Raw genomic sequence first — 19,732 nt, 5'->3', positions numbered from 1 at the left:
TCACCAAGGAGGAATCATGTCCGCCCCGTCCGCAGCACCCACCGCGGCCCAGGCCACCGGCACAGGCGCCGGCACCACTCCCGCCACCGCCGTCGGCGCGTCGGCCCCGGCCCACTCGGCACCACCGAACCGCCGCGCGGTCGCCGTCATCATCCTGATCCCGATCATCGCGACGCTCGCGCTCTGGGCCTTCGCCTGGCCCAACGCCCGGACCGCGCCCCGCGACCTGCCGCTCGGCGTGGCCGGACCGGCCACCGCCGTCGCCCAGGTAGAACGGCAACTGGAGCATCGCGAGGGCGCGTTCGAGATCCACCGCTACGCCGACGAGGCGGCTGCGCGGGACGCGATCGAGGACCGGACCGTATACGGCGCGGTGGTCGTCACCCAGGCCGGACCGAAGCTGCTCACCGCCTCGGCCGCGAGCCCGATGGTGGCCCAGTTGCTGCAGCAGGCCGTGACCGAGCAGGCCGCCACGGCGGGGGTCCGGGTCGCGACCACCGATGTGGTGGCCACCTCGCCGAACGACCCGCGGGGCTCGGCCTTCGGCGCGAGCGTGCTGCCGCTGGCCCTGGCGGGTACCGCCTCCGGCGTCCTGGTCACCCTGCTCGGACTGCGTCGGGGGCGAGCGGCCGGTGCGCTGGTCGGGGCCGCCGCGCTGGTCGGCCTCGCCGCCACCGCGATCACGGACAGCTGGCTGGGCGTGCTCGGCGGGCACTGGTGGGCCGAGGCCGGCGTGCTGAGCCTGACGACCCTGGCCGTCGGCGGCACCGTCGCCGGCTTCGCCTCCCTGCTCGGCAAGCCCGGCATGGGGCTGGGCGCCCTGCTGATCGTCTTCATCGGCAACCCCTTCGCGGGCGCCTCCACCGCACCCCAGCTGCTCCCCGAGCCGGCGGGTGACCTCGGCCGACTCCTCCCGCCGGGCGCGGGTGCGTCACTGCTGCGCTCGGTGTCCTTCTTCGACGGCGCCGCCGCACTCACCCCGGCCCTCGTCCTGACCGCGTGGGCGACCTTCGGCCTGGCGACGGTCCTCCTGGGCCACCACCTCAAGCGCCGCCCGAAGCCCACCGAGCGGACCACCGCCGAGCAGGCCCCGACCCCGGCCCCGGCACACTGACCCACCCGAGACCGACCCCGCCCACCACCCGGACCGGCCGTGCGCCCCCGCTGTAGCGGACGGGGTCGCACGGCCTTCGGGCTGCCGGGGCACGCAACCGTCACGGAAGCTGACGGCTGACGGCTGACGGCTGACGGCTGACGGCTGACGGCTGACGGCTGACGGCTGACGGCTGACGGCTAGCCTCGACAACACCAGTTAGTGGCTGAACGGAACGGCCGCGCGCCCCAGCCCGCCCGCTAGGAAGCCCCCGTCCCCCGATGCTCCGCCGTGATGCCGAACCGCTGCTGGTCCCTCGCCGCCGGGGTGACCTCACGGACTCGGGAGACGGCGCTGATCACCGGCTCGTCCGTGGGTTCCTGGAGGGCTTCGAGCTGCTCCAGGTCGGCGGCGGAGACCAGGGCGACGAGGGGCTTGCCGTGTCGCGTCACGACGACGCGCTCGCCGCCGTAGACCACGCGGTTGATCAGTTCGGCGAGCTCAGCCCTGGCTTGCGTCACCGGAATCTCGTAGGCCATGGAGTCCAGCTTAGACCGGGCGCCGCGCACCGCCCTGAGCGGAAGATCCCATTCTGGCCCACGGCGATCGCCCGTTTGTACGGTCGGGCTCGGCCTCCCGCAGGAGGCGTCCATGACAATGGAACGCAGGGGGAACGATGACCGGCTTCTCCAGGCGGTCGCTGCTCGGGTACTCGGGATCGGCGGCAGCGGGGGCGGTACTCACGTCGAACGGCACCGCTGAGGCGGCGACGGCGGTGAGCACGGAGACCTCGGAGGGCGTGAGACCGAGACCGGGGCGGCAGGGGCGGCCGACTTCCCCGAGGGCACCAGGTTCAGCGGCACGGTCCGTATGCCCGGCACCGAGATGACGGAACTGACGGTCACCTTCGCCGCCGCCCGCGGCTGGCCGCCGGTCACCTTCTACGGGACTCCGGCCCCCGCACCGCTCAACTGATCAGTCCCCACCGAGGTCCCCACCGAGGTCCCCACCGAAAAGTTCACCAGAGATCCCCGCGGAGCCGGCTCCGCGGGGATCTGTTCGCTCTCAGCCGATCCCCCTCCTCCACAGTCCGTACGTCCTGTACATTTTTTACGGAAGTCGATCAGAGGAGGCGCACCCATGCCCGAGAACCCACCGTCGGCCCGTCATGTGCTGCCCGAGTTCACCGAGCGCACCAGCACGGGTCACCGGACGATGGATCCGTACTCGAAGCTGCTGGAGGAACGGATCGTGTTCCTCGGGACGCGGATCGACGACACGTCGGCGAACGACGTGATGGCGCAGTTCATGCACCTGGAACACCAGGCGCCGGACCGGGACATCGCGCTGTACATCAATTCGCCCGGCGGCTCCTTCAGCGCGATGACGGCGCTCTACGACACGATCCGGTTCGTCACCTGTGATGTGGCGACGGTCTGCCTGGGGCAGGCGGGGTCGGTCGCCGCGGTGCTGCTGGCGGCGGGCACACCGGGCAAGCGTTCGATGCTGCCGGGGGCGCGCGTGCTGATCCACCAGCCGGCCCTGGCCGACCCGATCGAGGGACAGGCGAGCGATCTGGTGCTCCAGGCCGAGGAGTTGACGCGCAACCGCCGGAGCCTGGAGGAGATGCTCGTCCGGCACACGGGGCAGAGCCCGGAGCGGATCGGCGCCGACATCGAGCGGGACAAGTTCCTCGACGCCGAGGCGGCGGTGGCGTACGGCCTGGCCGACCGGGTGATCCGGAGCCGCAAGACCTCACCCACGCTCCCCTCACCCCCACCTCCCTCGTCCACGCCCCCCTCGCCCCCGCTCCCCGGCGCGAGGTGAGGCGCGGATGCTCCCGCCCGAGCTCCCGCCGTTGCCCGCGCTCACCCGCGCCGAGGCGGAGCTGATCGACCGTTACCTGGACGTGGTGGACCTGCTCGGCCGGATCAATCCGGCCCGTCCGGGCGACACGTACCGCGGGCTGCGCGCGGCGCAGGCGCTCGTCGCGAAGGCGACCGCCCTGCGCGACGCGCTCGAACTGATGCACAACCGCGGGGAGAACGAGGTGCACGCCCCGACGCTCGCGCGGGCCCTGCGCATCCTGGACGGCGAGCGGCGCGCCGGCCGGGTGGCGCTGCCGCCGGAGGCGGAGGACTCCCCCGCCTGAGCCGATCGCGTCACCCGCCGCCTGAGCCGATCGCGTCACCCGCCTGAACCGATCGCGCATCGGCCGCCGTACTACTGACGGGGCGTCCGGTCCCGGCGCGACGCCCTCCGGTCGGCCTACCGCGATCGACCCATCGGCCCATACGGCGTGAGGACCTGTGAAGTTGCGCAAGATGCCTGGTACATGGGCGGAGTACTGCATTCCGGCGCTGGTGCGGACCTCCTCGACCACTGGGACACAACGAGGGAAAACGCCCTGTCCACCCGAACGGGCGAGTGGTGAGTAAGACCACAAATCCACGGTTCCGTTGGGATTTTCGCACTTGAGTACGCCAAGATCCCTTCCTGACGACAAGCCCCCGCCGCAGTGGCGGGGCGATCCGGGTGGACGCCGAGTCCTGCCGCCGCCCGGTTACCGGTCGACAGAAGTGCATCGGCAGGAGTGGAGGACCCAAGCACGACGGGTCGCCGGAACGGTCACGCCATGACCGCGCCGAGCAGCCCTTGGGGTGAAGCCGCGTCAGCGGCCGGGCAACTTCGCCAGCCCGAATCCGACAGGTCATCCTTCACAGGCGGCTGACGAAGGGTTGCGCATGACTGCGCTGAATCGTGTCCCGTCGCTGTTGACCCGGGCCGGTACGGCCTCGGCTCTGACCATCGCCGCCGTCGGCGGCAGCATCGTGGTCCCGGGCGTCGCATCCGGCGCCGAGGCCGCCACGGTGGCGTCGAAGGCACTCAAGGTCGCGGCTTCCAAGAAGGGCTCCCCTTACAAGTACGGCGCCGTGGGTCCGGGCAGGTTCGACTGCTCGGGGCTGACGCTCTACTCGTTCAAGAAGGCGGGCAAGAAGCTGCCCCGTACTGCCCAGCAGCAGTACAACAAGACGAAGCACATCTCCGTGAGCAGCCGCAAGCTCGGAGACCTCGTCTTCTTCCACTCCGGCTCGAACGTCTACCACGTCGGTATCTACGCGGGGAAGGGAAAGATCTGGCACTCGCCGAAGACGGGTGACGTCGTCCGGCTGCAGAAGATCTGGACGAAGAGCGTCTGGTACGGCCGGGTCCGCTGACCCACCGCTGGGGGGTGGCGGAACTGTCCGCCACCCCCGCTGGCGTAAGTCGTGCACATGTGGTTACCCGTCCGGCCATGGCCGAGGAACCCACCCGCCCGGCACGTAACGAGACGCCCCTCGAACGCGCCGACCGCAATTTCTCCGAGCTGCTCCAGGAGCTGCGGGTCACCCAGACCGGGGTGCAGATCCTCTTCGCGTTCCTGCTGACGCTGGCCTTCACCCCACGCTTTCCGGACCTGGACACCTTCCAGCGTGTCACCTACGTGACCACCCTGTTGCTGGCTGTCCTCGCGGCGACGCTCTTCACCGCCCCGGCCGCCCTGCACCGCTCGCTCTTCCAGCAGAACGCCAAGCCCGCCATCGTCCAGGTCTCGTCCCGGTTGGCCGCCGCGGGCCTGATCGTGCTGATGCCGGCCTTCACCGGTTCCGTCCTGCTCGTCGTGGACGTGACGCTCGGCCGGACTGCCGGTATCGCCGCCGGGAGCGGCACGCTCCTGGCGTGTCTGCTCCTGTGGGGCCTGCTCCCGAAACTGGTGGGACGCGTCTCGGGCCGCGACGCCACGCCGCCGCCCCTGCCGCCGCCGTCGCCACCGGTCGAGGACGACAGCCCCGTCAGGTCTCCGGCGGACCACCTGCGGTGACCGGCTGGACGGGGACCGTCCACGGAAGTTCGATCGCCACCGTCTTGCCGCCCTCCCGCGTGGGTCTAACGCTCAGCCTGCCGCCGCATTCCGCGGTCAGCCAGCGGATGATGACCATGCCCCGGCCGTTGTCCTGCTGGACGGCGGCCGGCAGGCGTTTGGGGAAGCGTGGATGACTGTCGGTGACACCGATGCGCAACTGCTCGTCCCGGTCGAGCGCGATGTCCACGGTGAAGGTGGGCGACTGGCCCAGTGTGTGCTGGACGGCGTTGGTGGCGAGTTCGGACACGATCAGGCGCACGGTGTCCGCGATGCCCGTGTCGCCCGGCAGGCCCCATTCGGCGAGCACGGTGACGACGTAGTTCCGGGCTGCGGACACCGAGGCGGGATCGCTCGGCAGAGTGACGGATGCTTCCAGGTGATCTGCCATGGCGAGGCGTCCCTTTCCCACGGGACCGGTGTCCGACAGGGAGCGGATGGTTCGACTACGGTCCCGGACTGGTGCTTCGCGCCAGACTGCCACTACCTGGGCCGTCACGCGTGGCGATCCACCAAGATGTGCATATATCTGTCGCTCGAAGCGGTGAACTATCCGACGGCCGAACGTATTTGGGTGGGGTCTTCGTCCATCCTCTGTCGTCACCCCGACATCCAGTGTCGTCACCGCGATCGAGAGCGCCGGGCGGAAGGAGAATCCCATGCAGTACGGTCCGGCGGTGCGCCGCCGCAAGCTCGGTGCCGAGTTGCGTCTCCTGCGCACCCGTTCCTCGCTCACGAGCATCGAGGCGGCCCATCGCGTCGGCTGGCACCAGTCCAAGGTGAGCCGGATCGAGACGGGCGCCAGTGGAGTGAAGCCCGCGGACGTCCGCAAGCTCCTTGACGCGTACGGGATCGACGACACCGAGTTACGGGAACTGCTCCTGGCGCTCGCGGGCTCCGAGGACGGCGGCGGGCGGCACAACTGGTGGCACGCGTACCGGGGCGTGCTACCGCCGACGTACCGGGACTTCATCAGCCTGGAGTCGCAGGCCGGGGGGATGCGGACGCTGGAGACCTCGGTCGTGCCGGGCCTGCTGCAGATCCCCGAGTACGCGCGGGCGGTGACGCGGGCCGCGGTGGAGGGGCTGGATGACGACAAACTCGACGCGCTCGTGGAAGTGCGGCTCGCGCGCCAGGAGGTGCTGCGCGGGAACCCGCCGATGGAGCTGAGCGCGGTGCTCGACGAGGGCGTTCTCCGGCGTGTGGTGGGCGGTCCCGAGATCATGTCCCGGCAGCTGGCCCGTCTGGTCGAGGCGGCGCGGCTTCCCCAAGTGCGACTGCAGGTGCTCCCGTTCACCGCCGGGGCACATATCGGCGTCACCGGTCCTTTCGTAATTTTCTCATTTCGGAGCACATCCGATCTGGACGTGGTTGTTCTCGACCACTTGACGAGTAGCCTCTATCTCGAACGGAAAGAAGACCTCAAGGCGTATGTCGAGGCCTTCAACACCCTTCAGATCCACGCCCTTTCGCCCGAGGACTCGTTGGATTACATCGCCGGGCTAGCCGCCGGCGCGTAAGGAGGCACCATGTCCGCACTGCCTCGGAACGTACCCACCAGTACCGAACTGCCCGATGTGCGATGGCTGCGCAGCAGCCGCAGTACCGGGATGAACAACTGTGTGGAGACGGCCCGTCCGGGATCCGGCCGCTGGGCCGGGCTGGTGGCCGTACGCGACTCGAAGAACACGGCGGGGCCCGCCCTGCTGTTCGACCCCGACGCCTGGGAGGGATTCATCACCACGCTGCGGTGACCCCCACCGACAGCGTTCGTCCTTCCGCTTGCGGCGAGGCCCGGCCGGGACGCCGACTCACGGTCGCGTATCGCCGATGATCCTCACGGCTCGGTCGATCTGCCCCTGCGTGAGATCCGCACGGGCGGTCAGCCGCAGCCGCGAGACGCCGTCGGGCACGGACGGCGGGCGGAAACAGCCCACGGCGAGACCCGCCGCCCGGCAGTCCGCCGCCCACCGCAGCGCCTGATCCGGCGACGGCGCGCGTACGGACACCACGGCGGCGTCGGGCCGCACCGCTTCATGGCCCGACGCCGTCAGCCGTGCGTGCAGCTCCCTGGCCACCTCACGGGCCCGCGCGGCTCGCTCCGGCTCCCGGCGCAGCAGCCGGAGCGCGGCGAGCGCCGCGCCGGTCGCGGCCGGGGCGAGACCCGTGTCGAAGATGAACGTACGGGCCGCGTTGACCAGGTGGTCGATGACGGGTGCCGGGCCGAGGACGGCACCGCCCTGGCTGCCGAGCGACTTCGAGAGCGTGAGCGTCACGACGACGTCGGGAGCGCCCGCGAGCCCCGCCGCGTGCGGCGCCCCCCGGCCCCCGTCACCGAGGACGCCGAGGCCGTGCGCGTCGTCGACGACGAGTCCGGCGCCGTACTCCCGGCAGGCGGCGGCCAGTCCGGCCAGCGGAGCGGCGTCGCCGTCCACGGAGAAGACCGTGTCGGAGACGGCGACGGCGGTGCCCCGGGCGGCCGTGCCGAGCGCCTTGCGGACGGCGTCGGGGTCGGCGTGGGCGACGACCTGGGTGGTGCCGCGGGCGAGCCGGCAGCCGTCGATGAGGGACGCGTGGTTGCCCGCGTCCGAGACGATCAGGGAGCCGTGCGGGGCGAGCGCGGTGACGGCGGCGAGGTTGGCGGCGTAGCCGGAGGAGAAGACGAGCGCGGCCTCGAAGCCGCAGAAGTCGGCCAGTTCCCGTTCCAGTTCGCCGTGGAGTTCGGTGGTGCCGGTGACCAGCCGGGAGCCGGTCGCGCCGCCGCCCCAGCGGCGCGCGGCCCCGGCGGCGCCCTCAATGACCTCGGGGTGCCGGGCGAGGCCGAGGTAGTCGTTGCTCGCGAGGTCGAGGAGGGGTGAGTCGGCCGGACGGGGGCGCAGGGTGCGTACGAGCCCGGCCCGGCGGCGTGCCGACGCCTGCTCGTCGATCCAGCCGAACGCCATGGGTCCTCCGGGGGTGGTGTGGGCGGCCCGCGGCACCGTGGCCGTCATGGACGGGCACGGCAGGGGCTTTTGTAGGCAGTGCACAGACACTAGTGGCAGGGCCGGGCGCCCACGATGTGGCGATACCCACATGTCGATCCCACTCTGTTGTCCGAACTCTCCTTGGCCGAGAGCGGTCCCGTAGGACAGGATCGGCTCTCATGGACTTGCTGAACACGCTGGTGGACAAGGGGCTCCGGCGCGAGCCGCCGAGCCGTGCCGAGGCGCTCGCCGTTCTGGGCACCTCCGACGACGAGCTGTTGGACGTGGTGGCCGCGGCCGGGAAGGTGCGCCGGCACTGGTTCGGGCGCCGGGTGAAACTGAACTATCTGGTCAACCTCAAGTCCGGCCTCTGTCCCGAGGACTGCTCCTACTGCTCCCAGCGGCTCGGCTCCACGGCCGGCATCCTCAAGTACAGCTGGCTCAAGCCCGACGAGGCCTCCAAGGCCGCGGCGGCCGGGCTCGCCGGTGGCGCGAAGCGGGTCTGTCTGGTGGCGTCCGGGCGCGGCCCGACCGACCGGGACGTGGACCGGGTCTCCGACACCATCAAGACGATCAAGGACCAGAACGAGGGCGTCGAGGTGTGCGCCTGTCTCGGTCTGCTCTCCGACGGTCAGGCCGAACGGCTGCGCGAGGCCGGCGCGGACGCATACAACCACAACCTGAACACGTCCGAGGCGACGTACGGCGAGATCACGACCACGCACACGTACGCCGACCGGGTGGACACCGTGCGGAAGGCGCACGCGGCGGGTCTGTCGGCCTGTTCGGGCCTGATCGCGGGCATGGGCGAGAGCGACGAGGACCTGGTCGACGTCGTCTTCTCGCTCCGTGAGCTGGACCCGGACTCGGTGCCGGTGAACTTCCTGATCCCGTTCGAGGGCACCCCGCTCGCCAAGGAGTGGAACCTCACCCCGCAGCGCTGTCTGCGGATCCTGGCGATGGTGCGGTTCGTCTGCCCGGACAGCGAGGTGCGGATCGCGGGCGGGCGCGAGGTCCACCTGCGCACGATGCAGCCGCTCGCACTGCACCTGGCCAACTCGATCTTCCTGGGCGACTACCTCACCAGCGAGGGCCAGGCCGGCAAGGCCGACCTGGAGATGATCGCGGACGCCGGCTTCGAGGTGGAGGGCACCGACCAGGTCACGCTGCCGGAGCACCGGGCGGCCGTCACCGCCGGTGGGCCCTGCGGGTCCGGGGAGAGCGCCGGGTGCGGGTCGCACGAGGGTGGCGGGTGCGGGTCGCACGAGAGCGCCGGCGCGGGCTGTGGGTCGCACGCGCAGGGCGGTCCCTGCGGGTCCGTCACCGACGGGGCCCCGGCCACCGAGGCGCGTACGGACCTGGTCGCGGTGCGCCGCCGGGGAGCCGGAACCGATCTCGCGCCCAATGCCTGAGCCGTCCGGCCTGGGCGTGCCGGAGCTGCTGGACCTCGACCGGCGGCACGTGTGGCACCCGTACGGGCCCATGCCGGGCCGGCAGGAACCGCTCGTCGTGGAGTCGGCGAGCGGGGTCCGGCTGAAGCTCGCGGACGGCTCGGGCGAGCTGGTCGACGGCATGTCGTCCTGGTGGTCGGCCATCCACGGCTACAACCACCCGGTGCTCAACGAGGCGGCGCGCGAGCAGCTCGGCCGGATGAGTCACGTCATGTTCGGCGGGCTCACCCATGAGCCGGCCGTGCGACTGGCGAAGCACCTGGTCGACATGTCGCCCGAGGGTCTGGAGCATGTGTTCCTGGCCGACTCGGGGTCGGTCTCCGTCGAGGTCGCGGTCAAGATGTGCCTGCAGTACTGGCGCTCGCTCGGCCGCCCCGGCAAGCGGCGCCTGCTGACCTGGCGCGGCGGCTACCACGGGGACACCTGGCAGCCGATGTCCGTGTGCGACCCCGAGGGCGGGATGCACGAGTTGTGGCAGGGCGTCCTGCCCCACCAGGTGTTCGTGGACGCGCCGCCGGCCGAGTACGACGAGGGGTACGCGCAAGCGCTGCGCGCGGCGGTCGAGCGGTACGCCGACGAACTGGCCGCCGTGATCGTGGAGCCCGTGGTGCAGGGGGCGGGCGGGATGCGCTTCCACTCCCCCGCGTATCTGCGGGTGCTGCGCGAGGCGTGCGACGCGCACGACGTCCTGCTGGTGTTCGACGAGATCGCGACCGGGTTCGGCCGTACGGGTGCGTTGTTCGCGGCGGACCACGCGGCGGTGACACCGGATGTGATGTGCGTCGGCAAGGCGCTGACCGGCGGCTATCTGACCCTGGCGGCAGCCCTGTGCACCGCCGGGGTGGCCGACGGGATCTCACGGGGCGAGGTGCCGGTGCTCGCTCACGGCCCTACCTTCATGGGCAACCCGCTGGCGGCGGCCGTCGCCTGTGCCTCGATCGAGCTGCTGCTCGGCCAGGACTGGCTCACGGAGGTCAAGCGGATCGAGACGGGGCTGCTGGACGGGCTGGCGCCGGTGCGCGAGGTGCCCGGGGTGAAGGAGGTCCGCGTCCTCGGCGCGATCGGGGTCGTCCAGCTCGACCACCCGGTCGACATGGCGGCCGCCACGGCGGCGGCGGTGGGCGAAGGCGTGTGGCTGCGGCCGTTCCGGGACCTCGTCTACACGATGCCGCCCTACGTCACGGGCGACGAGGACGTGGCGCGGATCGCGCGCGCGGTGTGCGCGGCGGCGACGGTGGGATGACGGGATGACGGGATGACGGGATGACGGGATGACGGACAGAGGATGACGGAAGTGATGACATGACGGTTCTGGTGATCACGGGGACGGGGACGGAGGTCGGCAAGACCGTCACCACGGCGGCCGTCGCGGCGGTGGCCGTGGCGGCCGGCCGGTCCGTGGCCGTCCTCAAGCCCGCGCAGACCGGCGTACGGCCGGACGAGCGCGGGGACGCGGACGAGGTGGCCCGGCTCGCGGGCGCCGTGACCGTCCGTGAACTCGCCCGCTATCCGGAGCCCTTGGCCCCGGCGACCGCCGCCCGGCGTGCCGGTCTTCCTCCGGTGCACCCCGAGGACGTCGCCGAGGCGGCGGCCAAACTGGCGGTCGACCACGACCTGGTGCTGGTCGAGGGCGCGGGCGGTCTCCTCGTGCGCTTCGACGAGGCGGGCGGCACCCTGGCGGACTCGGCCCGGCTGCTCGGCGCGCCGGTGCTGCTGGTCGCCTCGGCGGGTCTCGGAACGCTCAACACCACCGAGCTGACGGCCCGCGAACTCGCCGTGCGGGAGGTGGAGCTGGCGGGCGTCGTCATCGGCGGCTGGCCCTCGGCGCCCGATCTGGCGTGCCGCTGCAATCTGGCGGATCTGCCGGTGGTGGCGGGGGTGCCGTTGCTGGGTGCGGTGCCGTCCGGGGTGGGGGCGTGGGAGCCGGTCGACTTCCGAGCGGGGGCCGGGGGCTGGCTGGCGCCGGCGCTCGGCGGGGTGTGGGACGCCGCTTCCTTCCAGGCCGCCGAAGCCGCGCCGTAGGGGATCCGCCGGGTCGGCCGCGGGTTCGTCGTGGCTGGTCGCGCGGGTCCCCGCGCCCCTGACGGGGCGCGGGCCGGCCTCACGTCTCCGTCTCCCCCAGCAGCCGCACCAATTCGATCCTCGACCGGATCCCCAACCGCGAGAACACCCCTCGCAGATGGTGGTCGATCGTGCGGGGGCTCAGCAGCAGCCGCGCGGCGATCTCCCGGTTGGTGGCGCCCTCCGCCGCCATGCGGGCGATCATCAACTGCTGGGCGGTGAGGCGGGACGCCAGAGCCTCCGCGGCCGGCGCCGCGGAGGCGCGCTCGCCGAGGGCCCGGAGTTCCGCGCGGGCCTGGGCCGCGCAGTGCGGGGAGCCGAAGTGCTCGAAGGCCTCCAGGGCGCTGTACAGCCGGTCGCGGGCCTCGGTGCGGTTGCGCAGCCGACGCAGGGCGCTGCCGAACAGCAGTTCCGTGCGAGCGCGTTCGACGTCCCGGGTGCCGGAGGCGTGCAGGTCGAGCGCCGCGCGGTAGTGCTCGACGGATTCCTCCCCGGTGGCGAGCAGCGCACGGCAGCGGGCGCTGAGGGCGAGGTCGTCGGCGCTGCGCACGGTACGGGCCCAGCGGTCGTAGTCGGCGTGCGCGGCCCGGGCCACCCGGGTGTCGCCGGTGCGGACGGCGGCCTCGACGTAGTGCGGTGTGGCGAGGTGCCGCACGGCCCGGTGCCCGTGCCCGGGGCCGAAGCCGGCGAGTGCGCGCAGCCGGGCCGCCGAGGCGGCGTACCGGCCGGTGCTCAGGTCGAGGAAGGCGAGGGCGAACATGGCGAGGGCGGCGGGCAGTCCGAGTCCGCGCTCCAGGGCGTACGCGCGGGCGGACTCGGCGCGCTCCCGGCACACCTGTTCGTCGCCGGTGACGGCCGCGAACATCGCGAGGGCGGCCTGGAGATGGCAGGCGCCGTTGTCCTGCCCGGTGGCGTACGCCTGGCGCAGGGCGTCCACGGTGGCGGCCTCGGCGGCCCTCGGGCGTCCGGTCCAGAACTCCGCGTAGGCCCGGAACTCCATGGCCTGCGGCACGGTCACCGTCTCGCCCCTGGCGCGGGCGGAGGAGGCGGCGCGGGCGGTGGCGGTGAACGCGCGGGTGTGGTCGCCGAGGAGGAGGGCGGCGATCCCGGAGTGGATGAGCTGGGTGGGGTCGCCACCGGGTCCGCAGCGCCCGGCGGCTGCTTCGAGCACGTCCCGGGCGTCGTCGTAGCGACCTTCGAACGCGGCGGCGAGCGCGCCGAGCGTGCTGGGCGGCGCGATGCCGAGCGCGTCGGCGACGGCGGCGGCCTCCCGGCAGCGGCGCAGGTCGCCGGTGTAGATGGCGGCCTCGGTGGCTCGTGCCAGTAGATGGGCGGCCCTGTCCGGGGTGCGCTCGCCGACGTGCCGGACGGCGGCGGTGAGCAGGGCGTCGAAGGCCTCGGCGGCGTTTCCGGCGCGCAGGGCGAGCAGTCCCGCGAGGGCGTCGTCGTCGGTGGCGGCGACGAGGCGGCGGGCGCGGTCGCCGTCTCCCGACTGCCAGGCCTCGGCGGCGGCCTGGGCGAGCAGGGGCATGCGTTCGGCGGGTTCGGGGGTGAGCCCGGCGGCGCGTTCGGCGAGGGCGGAGGCGAGCGCGGGGTCACCGATGGCACGTGCCACCCGTGCCGACAGGCGCAGTTCGGCGGCGAGGCGGCGGCTGGGGCCGAGGGCGGCGGCGGCCCGGTGCCAGCTGCGGCCCGGCCGCTCGCCCTCGCCGCTGAGGACCGCGGCGAGGAGGCGGTGCGCCTCGCGCCGGTCGGCCATGGACGCCGACTCGTATACGGCGACGCGGGTCCAGGCGTCCGGGAAGACGATGCCCTGGGTCGTGGTGTGCGCGAGCCCGGCCGCCTCCGCCGTGTCGAGGGGGCGGGTGTCGAGCCGGGCGGCCGTGACGGCGCGCGCGTAGGCGTGCGTGCGGACCGGGTACTGGTCGGCGGCGGCGAGAAGCAGCAGGAAACGGGTGTCGTCGGGCAGGGCGCGTACGTCCCGCCGGTGGCCGCGCAACAGGACGGGGGCCAGCGCCAGGGGCTCGGCGGGGAGCGGGTCGAGGCCCGTGCGCTGACGGGGGGTCAGGGCGGCGGCGAGTTCCGCGGCGGCGCGCGGATCGCCGTGGGCGGCGTACAGCAGGCGTACGCGCACGCCTTCGGACAGCGTGGGCGCGGCGGCCGACGCTGTGTCCGGGCTCGGCCACGCGTGCGTGGGGGGCGGTGGCGAGCGATGCGGAAGCTGTGGGGGGTTCACCGGGGTCACCACGCTCATCACGTTACTTGCGAGTTAACCGACCAGTAAAGACCGGCGATTTCGCCGATGCGGCGCGCGTAGACCCCGCTGACACTCCAGACGAACCCCACCCGTTTCAGGAGGCACCATGCAGCGCCGCATGCGCCGTATCGCCACGGCTCTCACGACCGTGACCACCACGCTCCTTCTGTCGCTCTCCTTCTCCGCGACCTCCGCTCAGGCCGCGACCCGCAACCCCGTGGTCTTCGTGCACGGTCTGAGCAGTTCGTCCAGCAGCTGGGACGACTGGATCGCGCACTTCAAGGCCGACGGCTACACGTCCGCGGAGCTGTACTCCTGGTCCTACGACTGGGGCCAGTCCAATGTCACGACGGCCGCGCAGCTCAAGACCAAGATCGAGAGCGTGCGGGCCGCGACGGGCGCGGCGAAGGTCGACGTGGTCGTCCACTCGATGGGCGCGCTCAGCTCCCGGTACTACCTCAAGAACCTCGGCGGTACGGCGTACGTGGACGACTTCGTCTCCGCGGCCGGCGTGAACCACGGGACGACCGTGGCCGGTTGGTGCCGGTGGCTCTACACGTCCTGCGGCGAGATGTACACCGGCAGCTCGTTCCTGACCTCGCTGAACTCCGGTGACGAGACGCCGGGCAGTGTGTCGTACGCCAGCTACTGGTCGAACTGCGACGACGCGCTCACCCCGGACACCTCCGCGATCCTCAGCGGTGCGACCAACGTCGAGGTCGGCTGTGTCCCGCACAACGACATGAACAACGACAAGGGCATCTACGACCAGGTCCGCGCCTTCATCGCCTGATCGTCCCGGCGGTCGGCACCTCGTACACCCGTGCCCGTCGCGTGGCCTCCTCCCCAGGGACACGCGGCGGGCGAGGCGTTTTGCCCCGGTCGCGCTCCCCGGACCGTCCCCCCGTCCCGGCCGCGACGGGTGAGCCGGTGCTTCCCGGGGGACAATCGCGGTATCTGCCGTCCTCTTCGGGAGGTCCTCATGGCCCGCGCCCGCGCCACGACGGACGCCGTGCACCACCCCCTCTTCGCCCGGTTCTACGCCAGACTGAGCGTGTCGGCGGAGCCGAGGATCGGTCCCCTGCGCGAGGAGTTGCTGGCGGGGCTGTCGGGGCGGGTCATCGAGATCGGCGCCGGGAACGGTCTGAACTTCGCGCGCTACCCGAGCGCGGTCTCGGAGGTGGTGGCGATCGAACCGGAGCACTCCCTGCGGCGGCTGGCCCTGGAGTCCGCCCTGCGCGCCGAGGTGCCCGTGGACGTGGTGCCGGGCGCGGCGGAGGCGCTGCCGGTCAAGAGCGAGGCGTTCGACGCGGCCGTGGTGTCGCTGGTGCTGTGCAGCGTGCGGGACGTACGGCGCTCGCTGAACGAGGTGCGGCGGGTGCTGCGCCCTGGCGGTGAGCTGCGGTTCTTCGAGCACGGCCGGGGCGGCGGGCGGGCGACGCGGACGGCTCAGCGGGCGCTGGACGGCACGGTGTGGCCGTTGCTGTTCGGCGGCTGCCATGTCTCCCGCGACCCGGTCGCCGTGATCCGGGCCGCCGGGTTCGAGGTCGAGGCGGTCCGGGAGGTCCTGGTGCCCGAGCAGGGGCCGCGGCTGCCGAGTTCCTACTGCGTGCTGGGCCGGGCCCGGCGGCCCGGCGTCACAGGCTCCACTGACGCAGCTCCTGCGTGATGTCCTGCACGGTGGCCTCGCCGCTCTTGACCAGCCGGGCCAGTTCGCGCACCTGCTCGGCGGAGGTGACGACCTTGACGCCGCTGGCCACGAGGTAGCCGTAGGCGACGGCGGAGGCGAACAGCGCGTTGGAGCGCTCCAACGCCGGGACGTGCATGAGGACTTGGAGGAGGGCGGCGGCCCGGGCGTACGGGGTGTCGTAGACGGGGACGTCGAAGATCTCGGCCTCGTGCCGGGCGACGGCCGCGACGAGGGCGCCCCAGTCGGAGACCTGTGGATCTCCGGGCGTCTTCCGTTCGGCGACCATGAGGAGCCAGGACAGGTCGATTGTGAGCTGACTCAAGGGATCAGTGACGTCCCTCGTGCCGGCCCTCGTGATCGGCGCCGAACTCCTCGGCGAAGACCGCCTCGTACTGCTTCATGAAGTCGGCGGCGGACTCGACGAAGGTGTGACCCGCCTCGCCGGTGTCCTGCCGGACCAGTTCCTCGATGTACCGGTTCACACTCATCCCGCGCTCCAGGGCTCGTTCACGGGCGGCCCGGGCCGTGTCCTCGTCCACTCGGACGTTCAGCTGGGTCTTGGCCATGACTCGACGCTAGCGCCGGAGTGCTAGCAGTGGCAAGGGCGCCTTCGCCTCCGTCCACCCCTAAGGGTCCTTTTTGCGTGCCCCTTACACGGAGATCGGGAACCCGACCTGCGACGGAGACCGCCTCGGACTTCGGGGGGATTCCTGCTGTGCCGCACATCACACTAGGCTCGGCCGGGAGCGCCCGGAATTCGAACTGGTTCGAGCCTGGAGGCCGTTTTGTCCACTGCTGCCGCTGAGCACCCCCTCGGCCGCGCGGAAGCCGACGCCGTCGCCGCCCGCGCCCGGGGCCTGACGAAGGCGTACGGCTCGGGAGAGACCAAGGTCCTCGCCCTCGACTCGGTCGACGTGGACATCGCGCGCGGCCGCTTCACCGCCGTCATGGGCCCCTCGGGCTCGGGAAAGTCCACCCTGATGCACTGCCTGGCCGGGCTCGACACCGTCTCGGCCGGACAGGTGTGGCTCGGGGACACGGAGATCACCGGGCTCAGGGAACGCGATCTGACGCGGTTGCGCCGGGACCGGATCGGCTTCATGTTCCAGTCCTTCAACCTGATCCCGACGCTGAACGCGGCCGAGAACATCACCCTGCCGATGGACATCGCGGGCAAGAAGCCCGACGAGAAGTGGCTGGACCAGGTCATCGACACGCTCGGGCTGCGCGACCGGCTGGGGCACCGCCCCTCGCAGCTCTCGGGCGGGCAGCAGCAGCGCGTCGCCTGCGCCCGCGCACTCGCCTCCCGGCCCGAGCTGATCTTCGCCGACGAGCCGACCGGCAACCTCGACTCCCGTGCCGGGCTCGAAGTGCTCGGCTTCCTGCGCGAGGCGGTCGACCAGCTGGGCCAGACGGTCGTCATGGTCACCCACGACCCCGGCGCCGCCGCCCACTCCGACCTGGTGCTCTACCTCGCGGACGGGCGGATCGTGGACCGCATGGAACGCCCCACGGCCGAAGCGGTCCTGGAACGCATGCGTCTCTTCTCGGGGAAGAACCCCCAGGCCCCGGCCGCCGACACACCTCTGGCCTCCCCCGACGGGGAGGGCGCCCCCGGCAGCGGGTCCGCGGGCGGGCCCGGCGACCGGTCCGTCGGCCCCGGCAAGGACTGAGACCGTGCTGAGGGCGACCCTGCGGAGCTTCCTCGCGCACAAGGGGCGGCTGCTGCTCTCGGCGCTGGCGGTCGTGCTGTCCGTGGCGTTCGTCGCGGGCAGCCTGATCTTCTCGGACACGGTCACCCGCACCTTCGACCGACTCTTCGCCTCCACCTCGGCCGATGTGACCGTGGGCCCGAAGGACGACGAACTGACGGGTCAGCTGCCCACCGGGGCCGTCGAGACCGTGCCCGCCTCGCTCGCGCGGCGGGTCGCGGGGATCGACGGTGTGGCGGACGCCCGTGTCGACGCGTCCGTCGACAACGTCACGGTCGTCGACAGCGACAACGAGTCGGTGGGACCGACCACGGGCGCCCCCACCGTCGCCAGGAACTGGCACCCCACCGACCGCAGCCCGGTGAAGCTGACCAGCGGGCACGCGCCGCGAGGCGCCGGCCAGGCCCTGCTCGACGCGGACACCGCCAAGAGCAAGGACGTGGAGATCGGCGACACCCTGACGGTGCTCGCCGGGCCGGGCTCCTTCCGGGTGCGCGTCGTCGGCATCGCCACCTTCACCACCACCAACCCCGGAGCCGCGCTCGTCTACCTCGACACGCGGACGGCACAGACCGCGCTGCTGGGCGACCCCGACGCGGCCACCGGCATCTCCGTGACCGCCGAGCCCGGGGTGAGCGACGAGCTGCTCAAGCGGCGGATCGCCGACGAACTGGGGCCGACGGCGTACGAGTACCGGACCGCCGACGAGCGCGCCGAGTCGGCGGCCGCCTCGCTCGGCGGCTTCCTCGACGTGATCAAGTACGTGATGCTCGGCTTCGCCGGGATCGCGACACTCGTCGGGGTCTTCCTCATCGTCAACACCTTCTCCATGCTCATCGCCCAACGCACCCGCGAACTGGGCCTCTTGCGCGCGCTGGGCGCCGACCGGCGCCAGGTGCGGCGCTCGGTGCTCGCCGAGGCGGCGCTCCTCGGGCTCGTCGGGTCGACGCTGGGCCTCGCCGCCGGCATCGGGCTGGCCTTCGGGCTGATCGAGCTGATGGGCGCCTTCGGGATGAACCTGAGCTCGGCCGAGATGGTGATCGGCGTCGGGACGCCGATCGCGGCGTACGCCGTCGGGCTCGGCGTCACCTTCGTCGCCGCCTATCTCCCGGCGCGGCGGGCCTCGGCCGTGTCGCCGATGGCGGCCCTGTCCGACGCCGAGATCGCCGGTGTGGGGCGGCCGCTGAGGATGCGCGCGGTGGCCGGCGGGATCGTGGGAGCGGCCGGTGCCGCCGCGCTCGCGGGGTGCGCGGTGTCGTCCGACACGGGTTCCGCCGCCTCCCTGCTCGGTCTCGGCGTGGTCCTGACGCTGGTCGCGACCGTCATCGCCGGACCGCTGCTCGTACGGCCCGTGATCCGGGTCCTCGGTGGCGCCTTCCCCGCGCTGTTCGGCTCCATCGGCCGGATGAGTCAGCGCAACGCCCTGCGCAACCCGCGCCGGACCGGGGCCACGGCCTCCGCGCTGATGGTCGGGATCGCGCTGGTCGCCGGCATGTCGGTGGCGAGCGCCTCGATGACCAAGTCCTTCGACGACGAGATCGACAACACTCTCGGCGCCGACTTCGTCATCCAGAACCAGAACTTCATGCCGTTCCCGCAGGAGGTCACCGACAAGGTCCGCGCCACGGACGGCGTCGGCCTCGTCGTACGCCAGCGGTTCACGCCGGTCGAGGTACGGCTGCCCGACGGCGCGCGCGTCGAGACGACCGCCGCGGCCTACGACGCCCAGCTGGACGAGATCGCGAACGTCACCTACGCCGCTGGCGACAGCGGCGCCGCGCTGGCCGACGGCGCCATCGCCATGGACGCGGAGTTCGCGCGGGACCACGACGTGACGGTGGGCAGCACGATCCCCGTCCGGTTCCCGGCCGGGAAGAACACCGAGCTGAAGGTGGCCGCGCTCACCGACCAGGACACCGCCGACGGCTTCGGGGTGCAGGGCGGGCTGTACTTCGGGATGGCCACCATCGAGACGTACGTGCCCGAGGGGCAGGACTCCGCGCTGTACGTGAACGCCGGGTCCGGCACCGGCGCCGACGAGCTGCGCGCGAACCTGGACCGCACGCTGGACGCCTACCCGCAGGTCCAGGTCCGCGACCAGGCCGACTACAAGGAGCTGATCCGCGGCCAGATCGCCGTGCTGCTCTATCTCGTCTACGCGCTGCTCGGCCTGGCGATCGTCATCGCGGTGCTCGGGGTGGTCAACACCCTCGCCCTGTCGGTGGTCGAACGCACCCGGGAGATCGGACTGCTGCGCGCGATCGGGCTGGGCCGGCGGCAGCTGCGGCGGATGATCCGGCTTGAGTCGGTGGTGATCGCCGTGTTCGGGGCGGTCCTCGGGCTCGTCCTGGGTCTGATCTGGGGTGTCTGCGTGCAGCAGGTGCTGGCGCTGCAGGGCATGAAGGCGCTGGCGATCCCGTGGGGCACGGTCGTCGCCGTGGTGATCGGCTCGGCGGTGGTGGGCGTCGTGGCGGCCCTGCTGCCCGCGCTGCGCGCCTCCCGGATGAACGTCCTGGCGGCGATCGCGCACGAGTGAGCGTGCGCGCACGTGTGCTGGCGGCATGCCCGCACCGGTGATGTACTCACCGGCATGCCTGCCTCGAA

Annotated in this window: 20 protein-coding genes and 1 riboswitch; of the genes, 14 read left to right on the top strand and 6 right to left on the bottom strand. The window is 72.2% G+C overall.

What is annotated here, in order from left to right; all coding sequences use genetic code 11:
• Nucleotides 1-16: 16 nt before the first annotated feature.
• Nucleotides 17-1,114 carry an ABC transporter permease gene (locus STRBO_RS0117460; RefSeq protein ID WP_005475411.1) on the top strand — a complete coding sequence of 366 codons (1,098 nt, stop codon included), beginning with the start codon at nucleotides 17-19 and terminating at the stop codon, nucleotides 1,112-1,114.
• A gap of 239 nt (nucleotides 1,115-1,353) precedes the next feature.
• Here the strand turns inward: STRBO_RS0117460 and STRBO_RS0117455 are convergent, their stop codons facing one another.
• Nucleotides 1,354-1,632: a type II toxin-antitoxin system Phd/YefM family antitoxin gene (locus tag STRBO_RS0117455; protein ID WP_005475412.1), complete on the bottom strand. Its 279-nt coding sequence runs from the start codon at nucleotides 1,630-1,632 to the stop codon at nucleotides 1,354-1,356.
• 601 nt (nucleotides 1,633-2,233) lie between these two features.
• Here STRBO_RS0117455 and STRBO_RS0117445 point away from each other — a divergent pair.
• From STRBO_RS0117445 to STRBO_RS0117430, 4 genes are all read left to right on the top strand, one after another.
• Nucleotides 2,234-2,920: an ATP-dependent Clp protease proteolytic subunit gene (locus tag STRBO_RS0117445; RefSeq protein WP_020114527.1), complete on the top strand. Its 687-nt coding sequence runs from the start codon at nucleotides 2,234-2,236 to the stop codon at nucleotides 2,918-2,920.
• A gap of 7 nt (nucleotides 2,921-2,927) precedes the next feature.
• Nucleotides 2,928-3,245: a hypothetical protein gene (locus STRBO_RS0117440; protein ID WP_005475415.1), complete on the top strand. Its 318-nt coding sequence runs from the start codon at nucleotides 2,928-2,930 to the stop codon at nucleotides 3,243-3,245.
• A 418-nt stretch (nucleotides 3,246-3,663) separates the two neighbouring features.
• Nucleotides 3,664-3,834: riboswitch (cyclic di-AMP (ydaO/yuaA leader) on the top strand.
• A 3-nt stretch (nucleotides 3,835-3,837) separates the two neighbouring features.
• A complete protein-coding gene (locus STRBO_RS0117435; protein WP_020114526.1) occupies nucleotides 3,838-4,311 on the top strand; it encodes a C40 family peptidase in 474 nt (157 codons plus the stop codon).
• 77 nt (nucleotides 4,312-4,388) lie between these two features.
• Nucleotides 4,389-4,955 carry a DUF6328 family protein gene (locus tag STRBO_RS0117430; protein WP_005475420.1) on the top strand — a complete coding sequence of 189 codons (567 nt, stop codon included), beginning with the start codon at nucleotides 4,389-4,391 and terminating at the stop codon, nucleotides 4,953-4,955.
• Here the strand turns inward: STRBO_RS0117430 and STRBO_RS0117425 are convergent.
• Nucleotides 4,927-5,385, bottom strand: coding sequence for an ATP-binding protein (locus tag STRBO_RS0117425; RefSeq protein WP_020114525.1), 459 nt, complete (start codon nucleotides 5,383-5,385; stop codon nucleotides 4,927-4,929). The two genes, STRBO_RS0117430 and STRBO_RS0117425, sit on opposite strands and share 29 nt — an antisense overlap.
• 268 nt (nucleotides 5,386-5,653) lie before the next feature.
• On the opposite strand from STRBO_RS0117425, the gene STRBO_RS0117420 reads away from it, so the two are divergent.
• Both STRBO_RS0117420 and STRBO_RS0117415 read left to right on the top strand, forming a co-directional pair.
• Nucleotides 5,654-6,514: a helix-turn-helix domain-containing protein gene (locus STRBO_RS0117420; RefSeq protein ID WP_005475423.1), complete on the top strand. Its 861-nt coding sequence runs from the start codon at nucleotides 5,654-5,656 to the stop codon at nucleotides 6,512-6,514.
• Between the two features lie 9 nt (nucleotides 6,515-6,523).
• The gene (locus tag STRBO_RS0117415; protein WP_005475424.1) at nucleotides 6,524-6,748 is read left to right on the top strand and encodes a DUF397 domain-containing protein; all 225 of its coding nucleotides are present in this window, start codon (nucleotides 6,524-6,526) and stop codon (nucleotides 6,746-6,748) included.
• 57 nt (nucleotides 6,749-6,805) lie between these two features.
• Here STRBO_RS0117415 and STRBO_RS0117410 read toward each other — a convergent pair whose 3' ends face one another.
• Complete coding sequence (locus STRBO_RS0117410) at nucleotides 6,806-7,936, bottom strand: 8-amino-7-oxononanoate synthase (RefSeq protein ID WP_005475425.1); 1,131 nt, start codon at nucleotides 7,934-7,936, stop codon at nucleotides 6,806-6,808.
• Nucleotides 7,937-8,136: 200 nt separating this feature from the next.
• Here STRBO_RS0117410 and bioB point away from each other — a divergent pair, with 200 nt between their 5' ends.
• The 3 genes from bioB to bioD are packed head-to-tail and all read left to right on the top strand — an operon-like array spanning nucleotide 8,137 to nucleotide 11,430.
• The gene (gene bioB, locus STRBO_RS0117405; protein ID WP_005475427.1) at nucleotides 8,137-9,369 is read left to right on the top strand and encodes a biotin synthase BioB; all 1,233 of its coding nucleotides are present in this window, start codon (nucleotides 8,137-8,139) and stop codon (nucleotides 9,367-9,369) included.
• Nucleotides 9,362-10,651, top strand: a complete 1,290-nt coding sequence (locus STRBO_RS0117400) for an adenosylmethionine--8-amino-7-oxononanoate transaminase (protein WP_020114524.1) — start codon at nucleotides 9,362-9,364, stop codon at nucleotides 10,649-10,651. The genes bioB and STRBO_RS0117400 overlap by 8 nt, the downstream gene beginning before the upstream one ends.
• Before the next feature lie 59 nt (nucleotides 10,652-10,710).
• A complete protein-coding gene (bioD, locus tag STRBO_RS0117395; RefSeq protein ID WP_005475438.1) occupies nucleotides 10,711-11,430 on the top strand; it encodes a dethiobiotin synthase in 720 nt (239 codons plus the stop codon).
• A 79-nt stretch (nucleotides 11,431-11,509) separates the two neighbouring features.
• Here bioD and STRBO_RS0117390 read toward each other — a convergent pair whose 3' ends face one another.
• On the bottom strand, nucleotides 11,510-13,723 hold the full coding sequence (locus tag STRBO_RS0117390; RefSeq protein ID WP_237547509.1) for a helix-turn-helix transcriptional regulator: 2,214 nt from the start codon (nucleotides 13,721-13,723) through the stop codon (nucleotides 11,510-11,512).
• A 109-nt stretch (nucleotides 13,724-13,832) separates the two neighbouring features.
• On the opposite strand from STRBO_RS0117390, the gene STRBO_RS0117385 reads away from it, so the two are divergent.
• Both STRBO_RS0117385 and STRBO_RS0117380 read left to right on the top strand, forming a co-directional pair.
• A complete protein-coding gene (locus STRBO_RS0117385) occupies nucleotides 13,833-14,519 on the top strand; it encodes an esterase/lipase family protein (RefSeq protein ID WP_005475441.1) in 687 nt (228 codons plus the stop codon).
• Between the two features lie 189 nt (nucleotides 14,520-14,708).
• Nucleotides 14,709-15,395 carry a class I SAM-dependent methyltransferase gene (locus tag STRBO_RS0117380; protein ID WP_005475442.1) on the top strand — a complete coding sequence of 229 codons (687 nt, stop codon included), beginning with the start codon at nucleotides 14,709-14,711 and terminating at the stop codon, nucleotides 15,393-15,395.
• On the opposite strand, the gene STRBO_RS0117375 is transcribed toward STRBO_RS0117380, so the two are convergent.
• The gene (locus tag STRBO_RS0117375) at nucleotides 15,364-15,738 is read right to left on the bottom strand and encodes a hypothetical protein (protein ID WP_020114523.1); all 375 of its coding nucleotides are present in this window, start codon (nucleotides 15,736-15,738) and stop codon (nucleotides 15,364-15,366) included. The two genes, STRBO_RS0117380 and STRBO_RS0117375, sit on opposite strands and share 32 nt — an antisense overlap.
• Before the next feature lie 4 nt (nucleotides 15,739-15,742).
• Complete coding sequence (locus STRBO_RS0117370) at nucleotides 15,743-15,982, bottom strand: toxin-antitoxin system HicB family antitoxin (protein WP_005475446.1); 240 nt, start codon at nucleotides 15,980-15,982, stop codon at nucleotides 15,743-15,745.
• Between the two features lie 219 nt (nucleotides 15,983-16,201).
• Between STRBO_RS0117370 and STRBO_RS0117365 the strand changes: the two genes are divergently transcribed.
• Nucleotides 16,202-17,089 (top strand): ABC transporter ATP-binding protein, encoded by an 888-nt coding sequence (locus tag STRBO_RS0117365; RefSeq protein WP_005475454.1) that lies wholly within the window; start codon nucleotides 16,202-16,204, stop codon nucleotides 17,087-17,089.
• Between the two features lie 4 nt (nucleotides 17,090-17,093).
• Entirely contained in the window at nucleotides 17,094-19,664 is a 2,571-nt protein-coding gene (locus STRBO_RS0117360) for an FtsX-like permease family protein (RefSeq protein ID WP_005475460.1), read from the top strand.
• Nucleotides 19,665-19,732: the final 68 nt, after the last annotated feature.

The sequence above is a fragment of the Streptomyces bottropensis ATCC 25435 genome (assembly GCF_000383595.1).
Taxonomy (GTDB): domain Bacteria; phylum Actinomycetota; class Actinomycetes; order Streptomycetales; family Streptomycetaceae; genus Streptomyces; species Streptomyces bottropensis.
Note: the sequence above shows the minus strand (reverse complement) of the source record. Positions and strands in the feature narration are given on the sequence as shown.